This window comes from Pantoea cypripedii (assembly GCF_011395035.1).
GTDB classification, from domain to species: Bacteria; Pseudomonadota; Gammaproteobacteria; order Enterobacterales; family Enterobacteriaceae; genus Pantoea; species Pantoea cypripedii_A.
The window spans coordinates 3,458,429-3,479,845 of the sequence record NZ_CP024768.1 but is presented as its reverse complement, the minus strand read 5'-3'; the positions used below and the strand labels follow the sequence as shown (position 1 = coordinate 3,479,845).

General features: G+C 50.6%; 19 protein-coding genes. 16 read left to right on the top strand and 3 right to left on the bottom strand.

Annotated elements, in window-relative coordinates:
• The first annotated feature begins 68 nt into the window (after positions 1-68).
• On the top strand, positions 69-1,322 hold the full coding sequence (gene lysA, locus CUN67_RS16190; RefSeq protein ID WP_208716330.1) for a diaminopimelate decarboxylase: 1,254 nt from the start codon (positions 69-71) through the stop codon (positions 1,320-1,322).
• Between the two features lie 78 nt (positions 1,323-1,400).
• Here lysA and CUN67_RS16185 read toward each other — a convergent pair whose 3' ends face one another.
• Entirely contained in the window at positions 1,401-1,712 is a 312-nt protein-coding gene (locus CUN67_RS16185; protein WP_208716329.1) for a PTS lactose/cellobiose transporter subunit IIA, read from the bottom strand.
• Positions 1,713-1,852: 140 nt separating this feature from the next.
• Between CUN67_RS16185 and CUN67_RS16180 the strand changes: the two genes are divergently transcribed.
• The 5 genes from CUN67_RS16180 (at position 1,853) to CUN67_RS16160 (ending at position 6,254) form a co-directional block, all read left to right on the top strand.
• Positions 1,853-3,187 (top strand): PTS sugar transporter subunit IIC, encoded by a 1,335-nt coding sequence (locus CUN67_RS16180; protein WP_208716328.1) that lies wholly within the window; start codon positions 1,853-1,855, stop codon positions 3,185-3,187.
• 9 nt (positions 3,188-3,196) lie between these two features.
• On the top strand, positions 3,197-4,624 hold the full coding sequence (locus CUN67_RS16175) for a glycoside hydrolase family 1 protein (protein WP_208716327.1): 1,428 nt from the start codon (positions 3,197-3,199) through the stop codon (positions 4,622-4,624).
• Positions 4,625-4,634: 10 nt separating this feature from the next.
• Positions 4,635-4,952 (top strand): PTS sugar transporter subunit IIB, encoded by a 318-nt coding sequence (locus CUN67_RS16170; protein WP_084876532.1) that lies wholly within the window; start codon positions 4,635-4,637, stop codon positions 4,950-4,952.
• A gap of 79 nt (positions 4,953-5,031) precedes the next feature.
• A complete protein-coding gene (locus CUN67_RS16165) occupies positions 5,032-5,805 on the top strand; it encodes an FCD domain-containing protein (RefSeq protein WP_208717240.1) in 774 nt (257 codons plus the stop codon).
• Positions 5,805-6,254 (top strand): GNAT family N-acetyltransferase, encoded by a 450-nt coding sequence (locus CUN67_RS16160; RefSeq protein ID WP_208716326.1) that lies wholly within the window; start codon positions 5,805-5,807, stop codon positions 6,252-6,254. Before CUN67_RS16165 ends, CUN67_RS16160 begins: the two co-directional genes overlap by 1 nt.
• A 78-nt stretch (positions 6,255-6,332) precedes the next feature.
• Here CUN67_RS16160 and CUN67_RS16155 read toward each other — a convergent pair whose 3' ends face one another.
• A complete protein-coding gene (locus CUN67_RS16155) occupies positions 6,333-7,856 on the bottom strand; it encodes a methyl-accepting chemotaxis protein (RefSeq protein ID WP_208716325.1) in 1,524 nt (507 codons plus the stop codon).
• A 165-nt stretch (positions 7,857-8,021) separates the two neighbouring features.
• On the bottom strand, positions 8,022-9,023 hold the full coding sequence (gene galR / locus CUN67_RS16150) for an HTH-type transcriptional regulator GalR (RefSeq protein WP_208716324.1): 1,002 nt from the start codon (positions 9,021-9,023) through the stop codon (positions 8,022-8,024).
• A 194-nt stretch (positions 9,024-9,217) separates the two neighbouring features.
• On the opposite strand from galR, the gene CUN67_RS16145 reads away from it, so the two are divergent.
• The 10 genes from CUN67_RS16145 (at position 9,218) to CUN67_RS16105 (ending at position 21,413) form a co-directional block, all read left to right on the top strand.
• Complete coding sequence (locus tag CUN67_RS16145; protein ID WP_208716323.1) at positions 9,218-11,491, top strand: molybdopterin-dependent oxidoreductase; 2,274 nt, start codon at positions 9,218-9,220, stop codon at positions 11,489-11,491.
• Positions 11,492-11,765: 274 nt separating this feature from the next.
• Positions 11,766-13,496 (top strand): penicillin-binding transpeptidase domain-containing protein, encoded by a 1,731-nt coding sequence (locus CUN67_RS16140; protein WP_208716322.1) that lies wholly within the window; start codon positions 11,766-11,768, stop codon positions 13,494-13,496.
• Positions 13,497-14,425: 929 nt separating this feature from the next.
• A complete protein-coding gene (locus CUN67_RS30600; protein WP_302882277.1) occupies positions 14,426-14,548 on the top strand; it encodes a hypothetical protein in 123 nt (40 codons plus the stop codon).
• 60 nt (positions 14,549-14,608) lie between these two features.
• On the top strand, positions 14,609-15,877 hold the full coding sequence (locus tag CUN67_RS16135; RefSeq protein WP_208716321.1) for an MFS transporter: 1,269 nt from the start codon (positions 14,609-14,611) through the stop codon (positions 15,875-15,877).
• Complete coding sequence (locus CUN67_RS16130; protein WP_208716320.1) at positions 15,874-16,899, top strand: HesA/MoeB/ThiF family protein; 1,026 nt, start codon at positions 15,874-15,876, stop codon at positions 16,897-16,899. Before CUN67_RS16135 ends, CUN67_RS16130 begins: the two co-directional genes overlap by 4 nt.
• Before the next feature lie 74 nt (positions 16,900-16,973).
• Positions 16,974-17,768 (top strand): class I SAM-dependent methyltransferase, encoded by a 795-nt coding sequence (locus tag CUN67_RS16125; RefSeq protein WP_208716319.1) that lies wholly within the window; start codon positions 16,974-16,976, stop codon positions 17,766-17,768.
• Positions 17,765-18,931: a diaminopimelate decarboxylase gene (locus tag CUN67_RS16120; RefSeq protein WP_208716318.1), complete on the top strand. Its 1,167-nt coding sequence runs from the start codon at positions 17,765-17,767 to the stop codon at positions 18,929-18,931. The genes CUN67_RS16125 and CUN67_RS16120 overlap by 4 nt, the downstream gene beginning before the upstream one ends.
• Positions 18,906-19,463, top strand: coding sequence for a GNAT family N-acetyltransferase (locus CUN67_RS16115; protein WP_208716317.1), 558 nt, complete (start codon positions 18,906-18,908; stop codon positions 19,461-19,463). Before CUN67_RS16120 ends, CUN67_RS16115 begins: the two co-directional genes overlap by 26 nt.
• A 257-nt stretch (positions 19,464-19,720) precedes the next feature.
• Positions 19,721-19,909, top strand: a complete 189-nt coding sequence (locus tag CUN67_RS16110; RefSeq protein ID WP_084876526.1) for a hypothetical protein — start codon at positions 19,721-19,723, stop codon at positions 19,907-19,909.
• Between the two features lie 367 nt (positions 19,910-20,276).
• On the top strand, positions 20,277-21,413 hold the full coding sequence (locus CUN67_RS16105) for an efflux RND transporter periplasmic adaptor subunit (protein WP_208716316.1): 1,137 nt from the start codon (positions 20,277-20,279) through the stop codon (positions 21,411-21,413).
• The last annotated feature ends 4 nt before the right edge of the window (positions 21,414-21,417 follow it).

Here is a 21,417-nt window from a genome sequence, read left to right as displayed (position 1 = left end):
GTAAAACAGATATTTTTCTGCATGGCTTTGCTGTGGCTAAATAACGTTAACGTCACAGGAGAATTGCTATGCCACGTCCATTGAATAACACCGCCACGGCGCTGACTGCCGCCAATTTGCTGCCACTGGCGCAGCGCTATGCCGGCCCGTTCTGGGCTTATGATGCCAGCGTCATCCAGCAGCGCATTGCGCAGCTGAGCCAGTTCGACGTGGTGCGCTTCGCCCAGAAAGCCTGCTCGAATATCCATATTCTGCGCCTGATGCGTGCGGCAGGAGTGAAGGTGGATTCCGTGTCGCTGGGAGAGATTGAGCGTGCGCTGGCTGCCGGTTATCAGCCGGGTGGCGAAGATATCGTGTTCACCGCGGACGTGTTCGATCAACCCACGCTGGCACGTATTGCCGAGCTGAAAGTGCCGGTGAACGCCGGTTCGGTGGATATGCTGCATCAACTCGGGGCGGTATCCAGCGGCCATGCGGTGTGGCTGCGCATTAACCCTGGCTTTGGTCATGGCCACAGCCAGAAAACCAACACCGGCGGCGAGAACAGCAAGCACGGTATCTGGCACAGCGATCTGCCGCAGGCGCTGGCGGCGATCCAGCAGCATGGTCTGCGCCTGGTGGGCCTGCATATGCATATCGGTTCTGGCGTCGATTACGGTCACCTGCAACAGGTGTGCGACGCGATGGTCGATCAGGTGGTAGCCTTTGGTCAGGATCTGGAGGCGATCTCTGCCGGTGGCGGTTTGTCGATCCCTTACCGCTTCGGTGAAGAAGCGATCGATACCGATCACTACTACGGCCTGTGGAACGGCGCGCGTGAACGTATCGCGGCGCACCTGGGACATGCGGTGAAACTGGAAATCGAACCGGGTCGTTTCCTGGTGGCGGAATCGGGTGTGCTGGTTTCACAGGTTCGTGCGGTGAAAGAGATGGGTAGCCGTCATTTCGTGCTGGTGGATGCGGGCTTCAGTGACCTGATGCGTCCGGCGATGTACGGCAGTTATCACCATATCTCACTGCTGCCTGCCGATGGCCGCGCGGTGGATGAAAACCAGACGGTAGCAAGCGTGGTGGCCGGTCCGCTGTGTGAATCGGGCGATGTCTTTACCCAGCTGGAAGGTGGCAAGGTGGAAACCCGTGCCTTACCGGTGGCCCAGGTCGGTGATTATCTGGTATTCCACGATACCGGCGCTTATGGCGCATCGATGTCATCCAACTACAACAGCCGCCCGCTGATCCCGGAAGTGTTGTTTGAAAATGGCAGCGCACGCGAAATTCGCCGCGCGCAGACCATCCAGGAGCTGCTGGCGCTGGAGCTGTAATCGTTTGGTCGTAGCGGCGCGATTTATCGCGCGATCCTGTTCGCGATGTGGGAAAAATCCGCGCAATAAATTGCGCCGCTACGATTCGTGTATTTCCTTACGCATTAATACTAATTCCTCCGCCAGATCGCGGCACAACATCGCGGTCATCAGATGATCCTGGGCATGCACCAGAATCAGCGTGACCGGCACTTTGCCGCAACCCTCATCGGCCCCAATCAACGCAGTCTGGATCTTATGTGCGGCTTTCGCCGCGTCGTCGGAAGCCCTTAATGCCGCCTCTGCGCCATCCCAGTCTTTTTTGCGTGACTGCTGGATCGCCATCATCGCCTGCGACCGGGCTTCACCGGCATTAATCAGCAGTTCCATCATCGTTTGTTCAAAATCCATACTCGCCTCGCTTATTGGTATGCCAAATTCACGTTTTTGATGCTATCGGAATACCAAAAAGACATTCCGCGAGCACGATCACAGAAAGAAACTGCAATGATCGTCATTTTGGTATGCCAAAACACACCGAGGGTTGACCCATGTCTCTACAGGACCGTCTTATCGATTCTCTGGGTAGCTTTGCCACGCGTTTCAATAGCTACCGCTACATCATGGCGATAAAAGCCTCCTTCATTACGCTGATGCCGGTGATCATCGTTGGCGCGTTTTCGGTGTTGATCTCCAATATGGTGCTCGATGCGAAAAATGGCCTCGCCAGCTTTCCGATGCTGGCGTTTCTCGCCGATCTGAAACCGATTACCAGCAGCATCAACTATGCCACGCTGAGTTTTCTCAACATTGGCGCGGTGTTTCTGATTGGTATCGAACTCGGGCGGATCAACGGCATCAAAACGCTGTTTCCCGGCCTGCTGGCGATCATCTGCTTTATCTCCGTTACGCCGACCACCTTGCAGATGCTGGTCGATGGTCAGATGCATCTGGTCACCGATGTGCTGGCTAAGCAGTTCTCCGATACCAAAAGCCTGTTTCTCGGCATGTTTATCGCCATCCTTGCGGTGGAGATTTACTGTCGGCTGGAGCAGGTCGAGCGGCTGAAAATCAAAATGCCGGACACCGTGCCGCCTAACGTTTCCGCCTCCTTCTCGGCGCTGATCCCGTCGATCATTACCGTGACGCTGGTTGCCACCTTCGGCTTTATCTTCCACCAGCTGACCGGCATGTACCTGTATGACGCGGTCTACAAAGTGGTGCAGCAGCCACTGGAATCGGTGGTGCAGAGCCTGTGGGGCATTCTGCTGCTGATGTTTGTCGCCCAGCTGTTCTGGGTGATCGGCATTCATGGCAATCAGATGGTGAAACCGATTCGCGAACCGCTGCTGCTGGGGGCGATTCTGGTGAATATGAACGCCTTTGAGCAGGGCAAAGAGGTGCCGAATATCATCACCATGCCGTTCTGGGATGTGTATATGAGCATTGGCGGTTCCGGGCTGACCATCGGCCTGCTGACCGCCGTGATGCTGGCCACCAAACGCAAAGAGATGCGCGAGATTGCCAAGTTATCCCTCGGCCCTGGGCTGTTTAACATCAATGAGCCGGTGATTTTTGGTATGCCGATTATGCTCAACCCGATCCTGGCCATCCCGTTCATCATCACCCCGCTGGTGACCGGTTCGATAGGCTATTTCGCCACGGTGATGGGCTTTGCCGGGAAAGCGGTGGTGATGGTGCCCTGGACCACGCCGCCGATTATCAACGCCTGGCTGTCCACTGCCGGTTCCATGGGCGCAGTGGTAACCCAAATCATCTGCATCGGCGTTTCAGTGCTGATCTACCTGCCGTTCGTCAAAGTGGCGGCTCGTCGTGCCGAAGCGGCAGAAGCAAAAAATCTGCAACCGGAACTGGCGCAAAACTAAGGAGCAAGCATGAGTACCCATCATATCCCGCTGCCGGACGGTTTTATTCTTGGTGCGGCAGCATCCGCCTGGCAAACCGAGGGCTGGAGCGGCAAAAAGCCGGGGCAGGATTCGTATCTGGACGCCTGGTATCACAACGACCGCGATGTGTGGCACAACGGCTACGGCCCGGCGGTGGCGACGGATTTTATTAACCGCTTCCGCGAAGATGTGGCGCTGATGAAAGCCGCGGGCCTGACGCACTATCGCACCTCAATCAATTGGTCGCGTTTTCTCACCGATTACGAAAACGCGGTGGTGGATGAGGAGTACGCGGCCTATTACGACCAGTTGATTGATGAGCTGCACCGCAACGGTATCGAGCTGATGCTGTGCCTCGAACATTATGAGTTGCCAGCGCAGTTGCTGGAACAATACGGCGGCTGGCAATCGAAGCATGTGGTGGAGCTGTTCACCCGCTATGCCGCGCAGGTTTTCGCGCGTTACGCCGCTAAAGTGACGCGCTGGTTTGTCTTCAACGAGCCGATTGTGGTGCAGACGCGCGTCTATCTGGATGCGCTGCGCTGGCCTTATGAGCAGAACACCCATAAGTGGATGCAGTGGAATCATCATAAAAATCTGGCGACGGCAAAGGTGGTGCAGCTGTTTCGTCAGCAGGGCTATGCCGGAACGGTAGGCACCATCCTTAATCCGGAAGTCACTTATCCCCGTTCAACCGCCGCGCATGATGTGAAAGCCGCAAAGATTTATGACCTGTTCTATAACCGGGTGTTTCTTGACCCGGCGATCAAAGGGGAATACCCCGCGGAACTGCTGCAACTGCTGGAAAAGCATCAGATAAGGTGGGAGGTGACGGCGGAAGAACTGGCGATTATCGCGGCCAATACCGTCGATGAAGTGGGGCTGAATCTTTACTACCCGCATCGGGTGAAAGCCCCGTCACGCGCCTGGCACCCGGAGACGCCGTTTCATCCGGCGTACTACTACGAACATTTTGACCTGCCAGGCCGACGTATGAATACCTCGCGGGGCTGGGAAATTCAGCCGCGTATCATCTACGACATGGCGCAACGCATGAAGCAGGAATACGGCAACCTGCCGTGGTTCGTGGCGGAAAGCGGTATGGGCATTGAAAACGAAGCGCGTTTTAAGGATGCGCAGGGGGTTATTCAGGACGATTACCGCATCGATTTTATTGCCGAACATCTGTATCAGGCGCTGCGTGCGCAGGCGGCAGGCTGCCATTGCCAGGGCTACATGCTGTGGGCCTTCACCGATAATGTCTCGCCGATGAATGCCTTCAAAAACCGCTACGGCTTAATTGAGATCGACCTGGATAACCATCGCCAGCGCCGGATGAAAAAGTCGGCGCATTGGTTTCGTCAGCTGCGCGATAGCCAGCAACTGACGCTAGATATTGATGATGAAGTGAAATAAGGACGCCAACATGAAACGAATCGTACTGGCCTGCGCGGCAGGCATGTCTACCTCAATGGTGGTCACCCGGATGGAAAAAGAGGCGGCGGCGCGTGGTCTTGAATACCAGATCTACGCGATCCCGGAGCAAAACCTGCGCGAAGAGTTACAAAATTACGGCCACGAGGTGGCGGTGGTGCTGCTGGGGCCGCAGGTGCGTTTCAAGCTGGAGGAAAACAAAAAGCTCACCGACAGTTATCAGCTGCCGATTGCGGTGATCGATACCCTGGCTTACGGCACGCTGAATGGTGCAAAGGTACTCGATCAGGCGCTGGCTTTGGTACACTAGCACCCAGATAGCAGACAGGTTCCGGCGCGCAATGGAAGCGGCTGGAACCTTGTGCGCCATGATGCATAAGGGTGACAGCGTGGAAAAAGCCGAAGCGCCACAAGAGAAAAAGCAGTATCAGGAAATTGGGCAGCATCTGCGCCAGCAAATCATTGATGGACACTACCCGGTTGGCTCACGCCTGCCGCCGGAGCGTCAACTGGCGGAAACCTGGGGCGTGAGTCGTACCATCGTGCGTGAAGCCTTACTGATGCTGGAGCTGGAAGGGACGGTCGATATTCGTCAAAGCTCTGGCGTTTACGTGATGCGTATCCCTTCGGACAGTGATGATGCGGAAGAGGCCTTTTTCCGCAGCGATGTTGGCCCTTTCGAAATGCTTCAGGCACGCCAGTTGCTGGAGAGCAACATTGCCGCTTTCGCCGCTAAAATGGCGACCAAAGCCGATATTGAAAACCTGCGCCGTACCCTGGAGCAGGAGCAACGCGCCATCGCGCTCAACGACAGCAGCCAGGATAACGATAAACTGTTTCATCTGCTGCTGGCGGGGGCGACGCAAAATCAGATGCTGCTGGATACTGTCACCAGCGTCTGGCGTCATCATGAAGCCAGCCCGCTGTGGCAGCAGCTGCGCCCGCAGTTTGAAACCCGTGCTTATCGTCTGAAGTGGTTGGGCGACCATCAAACCATCCTGGCGGCGCTGCGCCGTCGTGACGTGATGGGAGCCTGGCAGGCGATGTGGCAACATCTGGAAAATGTGAAGAATACCCTGCTCGAACTCTCTGATGCGGATGCGCCGGATTTTGACGGTTATCTGTTTGAATCGGTGCCGATTTTTCAGGGGAAATTAATGTAATGCAGATTTTGCCACTACAGGAAGTGCCTCATTTCGCCTCACAGATTACCGATTGGCTGTGGCGGGAATTTGGTGAGGGAACCCCGCGCGAGTTTTTTGCCAGCATTGTAACAAGCAGCCTGAAAGGGGCTGACTTTCCGGTGACCTTTGTGGCGCTGGATGGGGCCAGGCCGCTGGGAACGGTGGGATTCTGGCGCTGCGATTTGATCAGCCGCCAGGATCTCTATCCGTGGCTGGCGGCGTTGTTTATCGAAGAAGATGCGCGCGGGCAGGGCATTAGCCAGGCGCTGCAACAGCATGTCATCGACTATGCGCGCCAGCGTGGCTATGACCGGCTGTGGTTGTGGTCCACCTTCGCCGGTTATTACGAGCGTTTTGGCTGGCAGTTTACGGAGGAAGCGCTGGAGTACCCGGCGACGAAAGTCCGCGTATATCAGCGCGATCTGTAGCGGCACGATTTATCGTGCAATGCCGGGCACGGTGTCGGAAAAACCCGCGCAATAAATTGCGCCGCTACAGGGGAATTGTCAGGCGCGATGCAAACGAAACGCGCCTACCAGCCTTGAGACATGCTCAGCCTGTTCCTGCAACGACTGAGACGCCGCCGACGCCTGCTCCACCAGCGACGCATTCTGCTGCGTCACATCATCCATCTGATCAATCGCCCGATGCACCTGGTTAATCCCCTGGCTTTGTTCTGCGGCGGCGGTGGCGATTTCACTCACCAGGCTATTGACCTGCACAATCACTTCATTGACCGACTGAATGCTATCGCCCACCTGCGCCGCCTGCTGCGCACCGGACTCAATCAGATTGGTTGAGGCTTCAATCAGCGTTTTAATTTCCCGCGCGGCGGTGGTGGAACGATGGGAAAGATTGCGCACTTCCCCGGCGACCACGGCAAAACCTTTACCATGTTCCCCGGCACGCGCCGCTTCGACGGCGGCATTTAACGCCAGAATATTGGTTTGAAACGCAATGCCTTCAATCAGGCCGGTAATATCTTTAACTTTTAACGCACTTAAATGGATGTCGTTCATGGTGCTGAGCATGGTGTCCAGCGACGCGGTGCTCTGCCGGGAAAGCGTGCTGGCATTATCCGCCAGTCGGGTCGCATCGCGCGTATGATCGGCGGTCTGGCGCACGGTTTCGCTCAGTTCGGTCATGCTGGCGGCGGTTTGCTCCAGCGAGGCGGCCTGTTGTTCGGTACGCGCCGAGAGATCTTCATTACCGGCAGCAATTTGCGTTGAAGCGCTACTCACCGACCCGGCAGCGGTGTTCACTGCCGTCAGTGATTTTGAAATATGCCGCATCAGCTTATTAAAATAACCGGCCATTCTGCTCACCTCATCGTTGCGGCTTTCGTCAGCCGCCACCGTGAGATCAAGGTGCTCAGTCGCCTGCGCCATAATGGCGGCGATGTTGTTCAGGCTGCGGCGGATGTGCTTAATGGTCAGCAACGCGAATACCACAATCATCAGCACTGCGATGGTGATCCCCGCCACGGTTGCCCAACTCACAACATGAAAAATGGTGCGGTTGGTTTCACGCAGTTGGTCGCCAATCGCCATGTTGAGCGCCATTTGCTGGCGATAATCGGCAATCAGCGTCTGAATCGCGCCGCCAATGCCGCCTGCGTTGTCCAGCTGGCTCACCTCATTGGCTTTCACCGCCGCCAGAAAGGCGGGCAGACGGTCACTGATCAGCTTCAGCGTGTCATTGGCCTGCTGCGCCATCTCAGCGTCTTTATCACTGGCGATATGGTCGTTTTGATACGCAAGTTGCTGGTCGCGGATTTGCGCGATTTGTTGCGTTATCTGTGCTTCAGCGGCTGCCGTTTTGCTGGTTTGATATTGATATAACGTCAGATACAGCTGCTGACTGTGATCGGTGAGTTCGCTAAGGAGTTTAATCGAGGGAATGGCACGACTTTGCACGTTTTCGAAGCGGTCCTGAAAGCCGCTGATAAAAGCAATCGCCAGGGTTCCCTGCGCCACGATTACGGCAGTGATAAACGCTAATGCCAGAAGCAGACGTCGGGAAATACTCATAAGTCCTCCTTGATGTTCAATCGATCCTGGCTGGCACGGCCAGAAGAGTGTCCGGCAGGTATCGGCAGAGACGTTAAAGAGGTTTAATGTTTTTTACTTCTGTGTTCCAGATTTGTGACGAATATCCAGGGCGATTTGCATCGCCCTTACGGATAGCGACAAAATTTAACCAGGGCCGCTGACGGAATGGCGACGGACCAGCGTCGGGCTGAACATGTTGGTGACTTCCGGCATCGGCGTATCATTGGCCAGCGCTAAGGCCAGTTGCGCCGCCTGCTGCGCCATCGTCACGATGGGGTAACGTATTGTGGTCAGACGCGGACGGACATAGCGCGATACCAGCACATCATCGAAACCAATCAGCGACATCTCTTCCGGTACGCGGATACCATTGTCGCTCATCACCGCCAGTGCACCTGCGGCCATCGAATCGTTATAACAGGCCACCGCCGTGAACTGTTTGCCGCGCCCCAGCAGCTCGGTCATCGCCTGCTCGCCGCCCACTTCATCCGGTTCGCCCCAGGCAACCAGCCGGTCATTGCTTGGCAGGCCGTGTTCCTTCAGCGCATCGTAATAACCTTGCAGGCGGTCTTCGGCATCCGAAATGGTGTGGGTGGAACAGATAAAAGCGATTTGCGTGTGGCCTTGCTGGATCAGATGGCGTGTCGCCAGCCAGGCGCCATAGCGGTCGTCCAGCGCGATGCAGCGTGATTCAAATCCTCGCAGTAACCGGTTGAGCAGCACCATCCCCGGCACCTGCTTCATCAGCACTTCCAGATCCGCGTCCGGGATTTTTTTGGCATGCACCACCAGCGCATCGCAACGATGGCGCATCAGCTGTTCAATCGCCTGACGCTCTTTTTGCTCATTATGGTAACCGTTACCAATCAGCAAAAAGTTTCCGGTCTGACCCGCCACTTCATCCACTGCTTTGACCATCGCGCCGAAAAACGGGTCGGACACATCACCGACCACCAGCCCGAGGGTTTCGGTGGATTGCTGCGCCAGCGCGCGTGCATTGGCGTTCGGGTGATACTGCAACTGCTCCATTGCCATGGTGACGGCGAGGCGTGAGTTCTCGCTGGCCTTGGGGGAATTATTAATCACGCGGGATACGGTCGCGACCGAGACCCCAGCCATTCTGGCAACATCCTTAATGGTAGCCATTCGTTAACCTGCTTCCGGGAAAACGTTTACACATGCCACCAGTGTTACGGAAATCACCCAGCGTCGCAACCCGGCAGAATGTCAGCGCTGTCGCAAAAGTGCGGAAAATCAGACGCTCGCGGCCAGGCTTTAGCCCGATACGCCTGCATGTTATGCTGCCAGAACACACAACACCTGCCTGCCGGACCATAACCATGAAAACACGCGTGCCACACCTGGCGCACTGGGGCGCTTTCACTGCCGTGACGGAGCATGACCGTCTGACTGGCTGCGAACCCTTCTTCGCCGATGCCGATCCCTCGCCGATGCTGAATACCATTCCCGAGCTGGTTTATTCGGATAAACGTATTCGCCAGCCGATGGTGCGCCGTTCGTGGCTGAAATTACGCGAGAACAGCGATCGCACCCTGCGTGGCCGTGAAGATTTTGTCGCGGTGGACTGGGATACCGCGCTGGACCTGGTAGCGGAAGAAAATCGCCGGGTGCGCGAACGCTACGGTGCCTCCGGCATTTTTAACGGTTCTTATGGCTGGTCATCGGCCGGGCGGGTCAACCATGCACGTACCCTGATTCGTCGCTTCTATTTTCAGGGCGGCGGCGGGGTTGACCAGCAGGGCAACTACAGCTGGGGCGCGGCGCAGTTCTTTTTACCTTATGTGATTGGCACCTATATGCCGCTCACCGGTCGCGTCACCGACTGGCCGGACGTGGTCGAACATGCGGAGATCTTTGTCGCCTTTGGCGGGCTGGCGCTGAAAAATGCTCAGGTCGCCTCCGGTGGTGCCGGGCAGCATAGCCTGAAACCGGCGCTGGAACAGCTGACTGCCAAAGGTACGCCAATCATTAACATCAGCCCGATGCGTGATGACTGTCCGGCGTTCGTCAATGCGGAGTGGATTCCGATTCGGCCCAACACCGACGTGGCGCTGATGCTGGCGCTGGGGTTTGAAATCACCCGGCGTCAGGCGGTGGATGAGGCTTTCCTCGCCAGCCATTGTACCGGCTGGCCGCAGCTGCGTGCCTATCTGCTGGGCGAGGGCGACGGGGTGGCGAAAACCCCGCAGTGGGCCAGCCAGATTACCGGCATTCCGGCGGCGCGTATTGCGCTGCTGGCGCAACAGCTGATCGGCAAACGCAGCTTTATTACCTGTTCTTACTCGGTGCAGCGCGCCCATCGTGGCGAGCAGCCGTACTGGATGATGATTGCGCTGTCGTCGATGCTGGGCCAGCCTGGTTTGCCGGGGGGCGGTTTCTCATTTGGTCATGGATCGATGAACAGCGTCGGCAATCCACGTCAGGAAGGTCCGGCACCGCTGATGAGCACCGGCCCTAATCCGTCTGGCCTGTCGATTCCGGTGGCGCGTATCAGCGATATGCTGCTCAACCCAGGCCAGCCTTATCGCTTCCAGGGCGAGACGCTGCATTATCCGGATATCCATCTGGTGCACTGGGCCGGTGGTAACCCGTTCCATCATCATCAGCAACTGAATCGCCTGGTCGAAGGCTGGCAGCGTCCGGATACCGTGGTGGTGCAGGACATCGTCTGGACACCAGCGGCGCAGATGGCGGATATCGTGTTGCCGGCCACCACCACGCTGGAACGCAACGATATTGGCGGCTCCTCGCGTGACCGTTTTGTGCTGGCGATGCATCAGGCGATTAAACCGCAGCATCAGGCGCGTAATGACTTCGATATCTTTGCCGACCTCGCTGACCGCCTCGGCTACCGTGATGTCTTCACCGAAGGGCGCAACGAGATGCAGTGGATCGAGCATCTGTATCAGCAATGCGCAGTGGCCCATGCGCGCAAAGGGATTCACTTCCCGGAGTTCGGTGAATTCTGGCAGCGTGGTTTTGTGGAAATTCCGCAAGGGGGCGCACCTTACGTCTTTATGGACGAATTCCGCGCCAATCCGGTTACTCATCCGATTCAAACCGCCAGCGGTAAAATCGAACTGTTTTGCCAGACCATCGCCGATTATCAGCTGGATGATTTTGCCGGTCACCCGGAATGGCGCGAACCGCAGGAGTGGCTGGGGTCTGCGCTCAGTGAGCAGTTCCCGCTGCATATGATCTCAATTCAGCCATCCGATCGTCTGCATAGTCAGCTGGATGCCACCGCCACGGTGCAGAGCAACAAAACCGCCGGGCGTGAAACGCTGTATATGCACCCGCAGGATGCGGCGGCGCGTGAGATTGTCGATGGCGATGAGATCGAAGTGAATAACGCGCGTGGCCGGATGCTGGCCGGGGTACGTCTGACCGATGGCCTGACGCCGGGGGTGGTGATCATCTCCACCGGAGCCTGGTTTGACCCAGGTTTTGGCCGTGCCTGGCAGCCGTGGGATCGCGCGGGCAACCCCAATGTATTGACGCTGGATATCGGCACCTCGTCGTTAACTCAGGGTCCGAACGCCATGAGTTGCCTGGTGGAAATCAAAAAACATGAGGTTTGCACAATCCAGTAAGAATCTCATCGCTGGTTACATTTTGCGGGTAACTGTTGCGTTTGAGAGATGGAATCCCGTCTCTGCGCCTTGCTACAGTCAGGGTCCCAGAGGTATTGATGGGTGAACATCAAAAAGTTTTCTTGATTACACCGACCTGCGCAGATGCGCAGGTTTTTTTTGCCTGCGTCCCACGCTAACGAACTGAAACACAGTTTTCCTGTTATCCCGCCTCGCCTTTCTTTATAACTGCTGCGATAGCTCCCGTTTTACTTTTAATTGCAGTGGTAATGCCATGCCCCGAATAAAAAAACTTCTGGGAAAAGACCAGATTCAGGCCCCATTCAATCCGTTTCGTTTTCGCCTGATTTGTTTAGGTGTGTTCGGATGTATGGCTCTGCTCCTGGCACGCGTCGCTGATTTGCAGCTGATTAATCATCCGATGCTGGAACACGAAGCGGATCAGCGTTCGCTGCGTACCGTCACGTTGCCCACTAACCGCGGCACGCTGCTGGACCGTGACGGCGAAGCGCTGGCGCTCAGCGTACCGTCACGCGATATCATTGCTGATCCGATGCGGGTGCTGGAAAGTAACCCAGACTTTACCAGCGCCAAATGGGCCTATCTGGCTAACGCGTTGAATATGCGGCCGGATCAGCTGGCGCAGCAGATTGTCGCCAACCCGAAAAAACGCTTCCTTTACCTCGGGCGTAAAATTGAGTTAAGCATCGCCAAAGATATTGCGGCGCTGCGCCTGAAAGGCATCAGCTCGGTGTATGACGACAGCCGTTTCTACCCGATGAGTGAAGCCGCTGCGCCACTGATTGGTATCGTCGGTGCGGATAACATCGGGCTGAATGGCCTGGAAAAAGGTTTCGATCGCTTGTTGCAGGGCGAAGAGGGCAAAGAGGTTTATCGCCAGGACAAAAACGGCAACATCATCTCGATGATTGATTACCAGCCGCCGCAGCAGCCACCGACCGTGCAGCTCAGCATCGATAAATTTGACCAGTACACCCTGTACAGCAAACTGCGCGATGGCGTGCTGCTGAACAAAGCCGACTCCGGCGCGGCGGTAATGGTGAAAATCGATACCGGCGAAATTCTGGCGATGGCGTCTTACCCGTCATTCAACCCGAATAACTACGATGGTGCGACACCCGCGCAGATGCGCAACACGGCGATCAACGACAGCTACGAACCCGGCTCCACGGTGAAACCGCTGGTGGTGCTGGAAGGGCTGGAGCGCCATCTGGTGCGGCCGGATTCGGTGATCGATACCACGCCTTATTCGGTAAATGGTCACCTGATCCGCGACGTTGGTCACTGGCCACGCCTGACTATGACCGGCATTTTGCAGAAGTCGAGCGACATCGGGGTCTCCCATATCGCGCTGGCTATGCCTGCTGAGGCGCTGGTCAATACCTATCAGGCCTTTGGCCTTGGTAAGCCCACCGGGTTAGGGTTGACCGGCGAGAGCGTCGGTTACTTCCCGCTGCATCGTGAGCGTTGGGCGGATATCGAACGCGCCACCTTTGCTTTCGGGTATGGCCTGCGCGTCACGCCGCTGCAAATCGCCCGTGAATACGCCACGTTAGGGTCGTATGGTATCTATCGTCCGCTGTCGATCACCAAGGTGACGCCGCCGGTGCTGGGTAAACAGGTGGCCGATCCGCAAATCGTGCAAACCGTGGTGCATATGCTGGAGAGTGACGTGTTGCCCGGTGGTACCGGGGTGAAAGCGGCCGTGCCGGGCTACCGGCTGGCGACCAAAACCGGTACGGCAGAGAAGATGGGCAGCAGCGGCAAGTATGATGGTGGTTACGTCAACTACACCGCAGGCATCGCACCAGCCAGCCATCCGGAAGTGGCGCTGGTGGTGATGATCAACCATCCAACCGCCGGTGACCACTTTGGTGGTTCGGTGGCGGCCCCGATCTTCGGCAACATTATGGGACCGGTGCTGAAGCATATGAACATCGCGCCCGATGCCATCTACAGCAAACCAGCACCAGATAAATCTTAACAAAATCATGATGTAAACGAGGTGGTGAAGTTTTCACACCTCGTTGCATTTCCCCGAATTCCGTTGCGTTTTCCCGCTGTTGTCAGCACACCGTTGATGCGAGGATGAAAGTCCCAGAGGTATTGATGGGTGTGAAGAACGGCAGCACACGCTGCTCACCCTGTTCTGTTGCACCGACCCACGCAGATGCGTGGGTTTTTTTTTGCCTGTGATACTGAGGTAAACCGCTTGTTACCGTCCAGCTAACACGTTCATATAACTACATTTAGTAAAACTATAGAGCTTACGTCTCAGAACATAAACAACACGGGCGATTCAGCTATTTTGGTAATGTATCCCCAAAATGACTTCTGATTCCCCATCATAGTTCACACATCTGAATTCAATTTCTTCAGACACCGCAATTGCGTTATTACATATGAGGTGTGAAAAAGTTATCTCCGATATTTTTACTTTTAACTTAAAGTATGTCTTGTTTTTGAGGATATATTATTTAATGAATAAAAATATACCATGCTATACATATAAAATAGTCTAACTGGCTGCATGATTTAACTTGTTTTAGAATTTATTTTTGTGAAATGGATATTGATTTTTATTCTATTTTTTATTTTTCCATATTCTTTAGTGTGTTGTCGATCTGATTGAAATAAAGGGGGTTTTATAGAGCGTGCTTACAGTTCTACTTCTTTTTTGCTTTATCCAGACACCTGTCCTTAAGTGCAGAAAATAATGCAACAAAATGTAAATTATTTTATCAGATATTTCCTGTAATTAGATTTATTATATTGTTTTTTTGAGTAATATGATTGTTTTTATAAGTTTTGTCTCAAGTTTGATATTGATCTCTCCATCATGTTATTAATTTGTCCGCTGATTCACATTGTGAATGTGAATTGAAGCATTTTACTTAAATCATGGAGATAAAAATGAAACAATCAAAGATCAAACCTACCAAAAGCCTTAAAATCAAACGTGTGGATGTAAACAAGCTAAAAGATCAGCAGAAAAAAGTATTGGAGTGTGGAACTGTGTGTGGCGGAAATAACTAATCCGTTCTTTAAAGTGGCGATATTACTATCGCCACTTACCATTGCAATGGGATTGCGCTGATGATAATTGATGCACAAATAAAAAGGCTACTTCACGGCTGTGCGGGAATGAATGCGGTACGAATGATGACCGGTTCATTTCATGTTTTTTATCTCGTCTCTTTAGGTGTATCAGTCTCACAAATAGCTTTGTTACAAATGGTATTTAGTGTGGCAGTTTTTTTATTTGAACTTCCAACGGGAATATTAGGTGATAAATTAGGTGTAAAAAAAAATGTATTAATATCATGTTTTTTTTATGCAACATTTTTTCCACTTTGTACTTATGCGCCAAATATGACTTTACTCTTTCTAGCAGAGATCTGCTATGCGCTCGGTGCATGTTTCATTTCAGGAGCAGATAGTACCTGGATAAAAGGTTTGGTTGATGGTCTTCCGGAAAAAAATGATGGCTCCTATCATCATTATATTTCATATGTTAGAGAAGTTAATGCTTTACTAACTTCAATATCTGGAGTAATTGGTGTTTTAATTGTTATCATTCTTAATGACTTCACTAGTGTTTATTATCTATGTGGGATTTTATTTTTCATGTTAATGCTTGTTTTTAGTACTATAAATGGAGTGGATGATAAAGTTGATGTGGCGGTAATAAAAGAAAAGTTTAGCGCCTATAAACATATGAGTGAATCTATTCACCATCTTTTTTCCACAAGAGTGGGGTATTATTACATCATAGTGTGCGGTTTTATTGTCGGGGCCATACAGCCAGTTTTCCATTTTTGGCAACCATTTATTCTTGGACAAACTGAACTGCTGGATGATAAAAACCAAAAGGGCGAGATAATCATCTTAGGTATATGCTTTTTTTTATACTCTTTTACAAAGTATCTTTTTAACAGGTATCTACGGAAGGTTATATTTAAATACTATCAACCGATGACTATCATCCTCGCCACGACCATTCTAGCTGCATGTTCTATGCTCGCTCTCCTTATAGTCAAAGGTTCATGGACTCCAGTTGTTATATTTGCCTTATTCCACTCTTTTTTTTCTGTGCCTATGAGTCAGTTTGAGTCGGAGTATTTTAAATATCTTGACAAGAAAAACTCAAATACTGTTTTATCGATCATAAGTTTGATGGCAAGAATTTTTGGAATTATATCCTTGGGTATTATAGGCCTACTGTCTGATAATTTCGGGCTTACATCAGTTTTTGCTTTCTCTTTTGTTTGTATTGCTGGAATTGTGCCGATTACTATCATGTGGATGTCATATAATAGTAAGTTATCGCAAAGTGAAGAAATTGCACTTGAGGAAATAAAATGAAAATACAATTAAATAGATCTCTTCCTTTGAGATATGACACGATTAATAAAAAAATCGTTGCAGGACAGACTTTTCATGATCTAATTGAAATTGATGACTCACCAGCATTTCTTTGTGATTTATTAGATGATTTAAATATAGGGGAGGAGTTGGAGACTGTACTAGAAAAGTATAAAGGTGTAGCAGAAGAGGCTTCTTACGATATCAATGAGATTATAGAGAGGTTGTTTGAGGAAAAGATAATTACTAATGTCTGGCAACCAGACCGTTATGATCGACATCGTTTATTTTTTGAAATGTCAAATATCAACCATGAAAATGCGATGTTAGCTTTATCTAACGCAATAGTTGGCATTATGGGGGCTGGCGGGATTGGGTCTAATATAGCCATGTTACTTGCGGCTGCAGGGGTTGGTAACTTGATGATAAGCGATGGTGATCTGATTGAAGAATCTAATCTTACCCGTTCAACTATTTTTAATGAAGAACAAATTGGTTTGTTGAAAGTTGATGCACTTAAAAAAAACATCTCCGAGCGTAATTCATTATCTCATATTGAGACTCTGCCATTGTTATTAAGTGAGGAGAATATAAATGACTTTAATTCATTTTTTTCACGCTGTGACATTATAGTATTATCAGCAGACCCTGGTAATGTTTTTGAACTAATTAGTATGTTCCATGAATGTAATAACATTCCAGTTATAAATGCGGGATATTTAGGGAGGCTTGGCTTGGTGGGTCCGATGATGAATGCGACATCTAAGCCGGGATTTAAAGACTTATACATCAGAGATTGTGAGGAAAATAGAAATGGAAAAGTATGTTTAAATCGTAGATATCAAGCACCATCATATGGCCCTTTAAATTATCTTGTTGCATCAATCTGTTCTCATGAGGTTATTCGTTATCTTTCCACAGGGAGCAATTGCGTATGTAGTAAAAGATTATTAATAAACCCGGATAATTATGATGTGCTGTTTTATGATTATGAGAAAGCTATCGATAATGATAAGTTGTAATAAAATAAATATCACGGAGTAAGTTTAAAGCCTAAAAATACTGAGTTAATAGTTAAATGTAAGGAGTCCTAATTATGTTAGTGGAACAAACTATGAATATTAATATTAATGCAATGAGCTATCCGGACTTTCTGGGGTTTTTGGGTGTTGATAATACACCTCCTGGAGGCATTTTTACCCTGGATTACTGGATAGAAAAATCCAGCATAAATGCAGATTCACATTTGCTTGATTTGGCGTGCTCCACTGGTTTTTCTGCTAGAAATATAGTAAATAAAACAGGTTGCCATGCAACTGGAGTTGATATTTCTGCTAGATCAATCGAGGCTGCCTCTCAGATTTCCATACAAAATAATCTCTCTGAGCGTGTTAATTTTTTTTTAGGAAATGCTGAATCCTTATCATTAGCAGATGATTGTTTTTCTCATATCACAGCAGGATGTTGTTTTGGTTTTTTTTCTAACAAAAAAGCAGCACTTAGAGAAGCGAAGAGAGTATTAAAGAAAGATGGATATCTCTGTATTTCGTCATTCTATTATGATTCGAAGCCTGATGATGAAATTCTATCTCTTGTAGAAAAGTATATTGGCTTTAGGCCAGATGTTATATGGGATTATAATTATTGGGTTAATTTTTTCAGCGAGGAATTTCTTATTGTACATGAAGAATTGTTTGACCTTCCTGTCTACAGTGAGGATGAGATAGAAGAGAATGTTAACAGATCTGTCTGTGAAAGACCGGCATTTAAGTTTCTTAGTCAAGAACAGCAACAGGTAGCATTTGACCGTTACTTCGATACCAGGTTGATATTGAATGAACATGCTAAATATCAGTCAGTAGCTTTGTGGGTGATGAGAGTGAATAAATGACATTACCAGTGAGAAGCTTATATGAAATCAGTCAGGGTGAAGATTATATCTATATTTTAGACCTTGATGCCATGACTGTGTTTGTACGCTACTTCAAAAAGTTATGGGAGGATTTTTTTCCAAAAATAAACTTCGCCTACTCCTACAAAAGTAACAATATTTCCACAGTAACACAATTAATGCTGAGAGAGGGGTTTTCAGCAGAGGTTGTATCTTTTCATGAATTAAAACTTGCAATAAATGATGGTTTTATAGGTGGGGATATTTATTTCGATGGTCCAGTTAAAATGGATGATGAAATTGAGTTTTCTATAAAGAAAGGTGTGAATATTCAGTGTGATAACATACTTGAGCTGGAAAGGGTTTTGAATATTTCTGACGAGATTGGTTTGGTGCCTAATATTTCATTGCGTCTGAGTTGCGATTATAGGGGGCTGGGTCTTTCACGTTTCGGGTTTGATAAATATGAATGTAGAGAGGCAGTCGAATTACTCAATTCGTATAATATTTCATGTAATGGGATTCATATCCACTCAGGTTCTAATCTTGTTTTATGTCAAGGTGTTATTAACACACTTGAGTATTTTAAGGATGAGATAAACCTTATCAAGGACCATCTTAATTTTATTGATATAGGTGGAGGTTACCCTGCCTCAACTTGCGGTCATGATAATGTGGAACTGCTAAAAAATTATCCCATTAAAATAGCATCACTATTGCAGGAATTAGGCATTAATTCTGACGTGATCAGCCTTGTTCTTGAGCCAGGACGCGTATTAACAGAGGATTTTGGCTATCTGATTACGAACATGATATCTGTCAAGGACCGTTATTCCAGCAATTTGATCACTGCTGCCGTACCTGGTACAAACATAAGATCTTCTCAGTGTCATCATAACCGTAAAGTATTTATTATCCCTGAGCGTCTTGGTAATTGTGAGCACAGTTTTGCCGATGTTTACGGTTCGAACTGCTATGAAAATGATATCATTGCGAAAAATGTAGTCGTTCCATTTGATCTTACTCTTGATGATAAAATAGTCATTTCTTCCTGTGGTGCTTATGACATCATGAACTCCAGTAACTGGATTAGAAAACGGCCCTCTATAATGGTGATTTGTAAAGGAGTGGTTTGTTATGAAAATTACAGATTTGCCGAGTGAATATCTTCTTGGGAAAAAAATTAAACTTGTTGCTCCTGATGTTAATCGAAGCCATGAGATGTTTCGATTAATTTTGGATTTTTCAGCTGCACATCGAGAGTTTCTTGACTGGGTTGATAATTTCTGTAGTGATGAAACTGTCTTGGAAAATATGAATATCGCTAGTGAAGATTTCTCTGATGATCGTGGGGAATATAAATTTCTGATTATCAATAATACCTCTGACCAACTTGTGGGATGTGTTAGCTTATTTATTCGTCATTATGAGATACCCTATTTTGAAATAGGGTATTGGTTATCAACTAAAGCTATGGGGCGAGGTTATACTACGGAAGCCTGTATCCTGGTGAGAGATTTAGCTTACAATTTCCTGAATGCTAAACGTTTGGAGATCAGAATGGCGGGAAGAAATATCCGCAGCAGGAGGATAGCAGAACGTTGTGGGTTTCTTCGTGAAGCAGTTTTGAGAAATAATCGTATTGATGGTTTCGGAAATGTAGATGATACCTATATCTACACTTACCTTGGTTAATAATCGCATTGACCAGAAGAGCTGTATGACTTTGTCTTGAGTCTTTTGGGCTGAACGATGCGGGCTTTAATCTGCGATACGACGTCACACCTCTTATCTATCCCTTAACGTTGTGCCGCCAACAAAAAAATATCCCGTCGTGTAACGTATGCCACAACGCACCGCGATGTCGCATTCCATCAAGGTCCGCCAGCCCCTTACTGTGTTGGTAGCGCAGGTAAGGGGCGTATTGATTGCCATCCGTTGAGTGAAACCCTATGCCAAAACTCAAAGACCGAACGCCGAAAGGTGAGGGCCGCTCGGCGGCATTCCAGCTGCGTATCCATCCGGAATTGCATGATCAGTTACGTGCGCTGACCGATGATGACAACGTGACGCTTTCCTGCTGGCTGAAAGATCTGGCACGGCGTGAACTGCGCCGTCGCGGGATTGAGCCGAAGGGATAAGTCGGTAAAAAACGCGCGATAAATCGCGCCGCTACATGTGGGGTGCAAAGTTTAGCAGTGGCGCTAACCAACGCAGTTACCGTAGCGGCGCGATTTATCGCGCAATTGGGCAGTGGTCGCCATGAATGGCGACCCTACGGATGCGTTTGTAGGGTGCGCATTCATGCGCACCGTAGCGGCTTCACCCAGATCAAAACCCGCAAAAAGCTAAAAAACACAGCGATTTATCGCACGAAAGGTTTACCATTTTCGTTTCGAAAATATGTTTTACGCAACCTTAACAGCTGTGTATTTGCACCCTGCCTACAATGACTTTCCTTGAGAGTAATCATTCTCATTACTTTTACCCATCTTGTTGAGAAAAACTATGCGCCTGAAACTTCTTTCTGCCAGCGTCGTGTTTTTACTGGCAGCCTGTGATCAGGGCGGAGCTACACCCGCCGCGTCTGCGACGCCGCAAGTCGGCGTTGTTACCCTGAAAACCGAGCCTGTCACGCTGGTGACGCAACTGCCTGGCCGCACCACGGCGGTAAGAACCGCCCAGGTACGTCCGCAGGTCAGCGGTGTGATCCAAAAAATACTTTTCACCGAAGGGGGAGAAGTCAAAGAGGGTCAGCCGTTGTATCAAATCGACCCGGCCTCGTATAAAGCCGCTTATGACAAAGCCATGGCGACCTGGCAAAACGATGCCATGCTGACGAAACGCTATCAGCCACTGGCAGCGGCACACGCCATCAGCCAGCAAACCTATGATGATGCGGTGGCGGCCGAGCGCGAAGCGAAAGCCGATGTGGAAACCGCCAAAGTGAATCTCGACTACACCCTGGTGAAAGCGCCCATCTCCGGTCATATCAGCCGTTCGATTTACACCGCCGGTGCGCTGGTGACCAGCGGGCAAACTGACTATCTCGCCACCATTACCCAGCTGGATCCCATTTTTGTCGATGTGAATCAGTCATCAACCGATCTGCTGCACCTGCGCCGCGCGCTGGCGGACGGCAAGATCGCGAAGATCGACGATAACACCGCCGCCGTGGGCCTGACGCTGGAAGATGGCAGCCAATATGGCGCGCAGGGCAAGCTGGCCTTCTCGGAAGTGAATGTGGATACCGCCACCGGCACCGTGGTGCTGCGCGCCGTGTTCCCGAACCCGAAAGATGAGTTGCTGCCGGGTATGTATGTGCACGCCAGCTTCCCGCAGGGCGTTCAGCAGCAGGGCATCCTGGTGCCGCAGGAATCCATCATGCATGACACCAAAGGCCAGCCTTATGTCTACGTGGTGAAAAGCGATAACACCATTGAACAGCGCAGCATCAGCACCGGCGAGATGATCAAAGGGGAGTGGCTGGTGACCGGTGGCCTGAAAGAGGGCGAGAACGTGGTGGTGAACAATCTGCAAAGTGTGCGCAGCGGCGTCAAAGTGACCACTACTGCGGCCAATACCAATGACACGCCATCCGCTAATGCCGTCAGCCTCTCCATGACTGATGCCGCGGCACAATAAGGGG

Bases quoted from the DNA above. Each gene is read 5' to 3' on its own strand.
- CUN67_RS16140 (WP_208716322.1), top strand. From the start codon at position 11,766: ATGCCCCGAATAAAAAAACTTCTGGGAAAAGACCAGATTCAGGCCCCA.
- CUN67_RS16175 (WP_208716327.1), top strand. From the start codon at position 3,197: ATGAGTACCCATCATATCCCGCTGCCGGACGGTTTTATTCTTGGTGCG.
- CUN67_RS16120 (WP_208716318.1), top strand. From the start codon at position 17,765: ATGACATTACCAGTGAGAAGCTTATATGAAATCAGTCAGGGTGAAGAT.
- CUN67_RS16170 (WP_084876532.1), top strand. From the start codon at position 4,635: ATGAAACGAATCGTACTGGCCTGCGCGGCAGGCATGTCTACCTCAATG.
- galR (WP_208716324.1), bottom strand. From the start codon at position 9,023: ATGGCTACCATTAAGGATGTTGCCAGAATGGCTGGGGTCTCGGTCGCG.
- CUN67_RS16110 (WP_084876526.1), top strand. From the start codon at position 19,721: ATGCCAAAACTCAAAGACCGAACGCCGAAAGGTGAGGGCCGCTCGGCG.
- lysA (WP_208716330.1), top strand. From the start codon at position 69: ATGCCACGTCCATTGAATAACACCGCCACGGCGCTGACTGCCGCCAAT.
- CUN67_RS16160 (WP_208716326.1), top strand. From the start codon at position 5,805: ATGCAGATTTTGCCACTACAGGAAGTGCCTCATTTCGCCTCACAGATT.
- CUN67_RS16180 (WP_208716328.1), top strand. From the start codon at position 1,853: ATGTCTCTACAGGACCGTCTTATCGATTCTCTGGGTAGCTTTGCCACG.
- CUN67_RS16125 (WP_208716319.1), top strand. From the start codon at position 16,974: ATGTTAGTGGAACAAACTATGAATATTAATATTAATGCAATGAGCTAT.
- CUN67_RS16115 (WP_208716317.1), top strand. From the start codon at position 18,906: ATGAAAATTACAGATTTGCCGAGTGAATATCTTCTTGGGAAAAAAATT.
- CUN67_RS16130 (WP_208716320.1), top strand. From the start codon at position 15,874: ATGAAAATACAATTAAATAGATCTCTTCCTTTGAGATATGACACGATT.
- CUN67_RS30600 (WP_302882277.1), top strand. From the start codon at position 14,426: ATGAAACAATCAAAGATCAAACCTACCAAAAGCCTTAAAATCAAACGT.
- CUN67_RS16145 (WP_208716323.1), top strand. From the start codon at position 9,218: ATGAAAACACGCGTGCCACACCTGGCGCACTGGGGCGCTTTCACTGCC.
- CUN67_RS16185 (WP_208716329.1), bottom strand. From the start codon at position 1,712: ATGGATTTTGAACAAACGATGATGGAACTGCTGATTAATGCCGGTGAA.
- CUN67_RS16105 (WP_208716316.1), top strand. From the start codon at position 20,277: ATGCGCCTGAAACTTCTTTCTGCCAGCGTCGTGTTTTTACTGGCAGCC.
- CUN67_RS16135 (WP_208716321.1), top strand. From the start codon at position 14,609: ATGATAATTGATGCACAAATAAAAAGGCTACTTCACGGCTGTGCGGGA.
- CUN67_RS16155 (WP_208716325.1), bottom strand. From the start codon at position 7,856: ATGAGTATTTCCCGACGTCTGCTTCTGGCATTAGCGTTTATCACTGCC.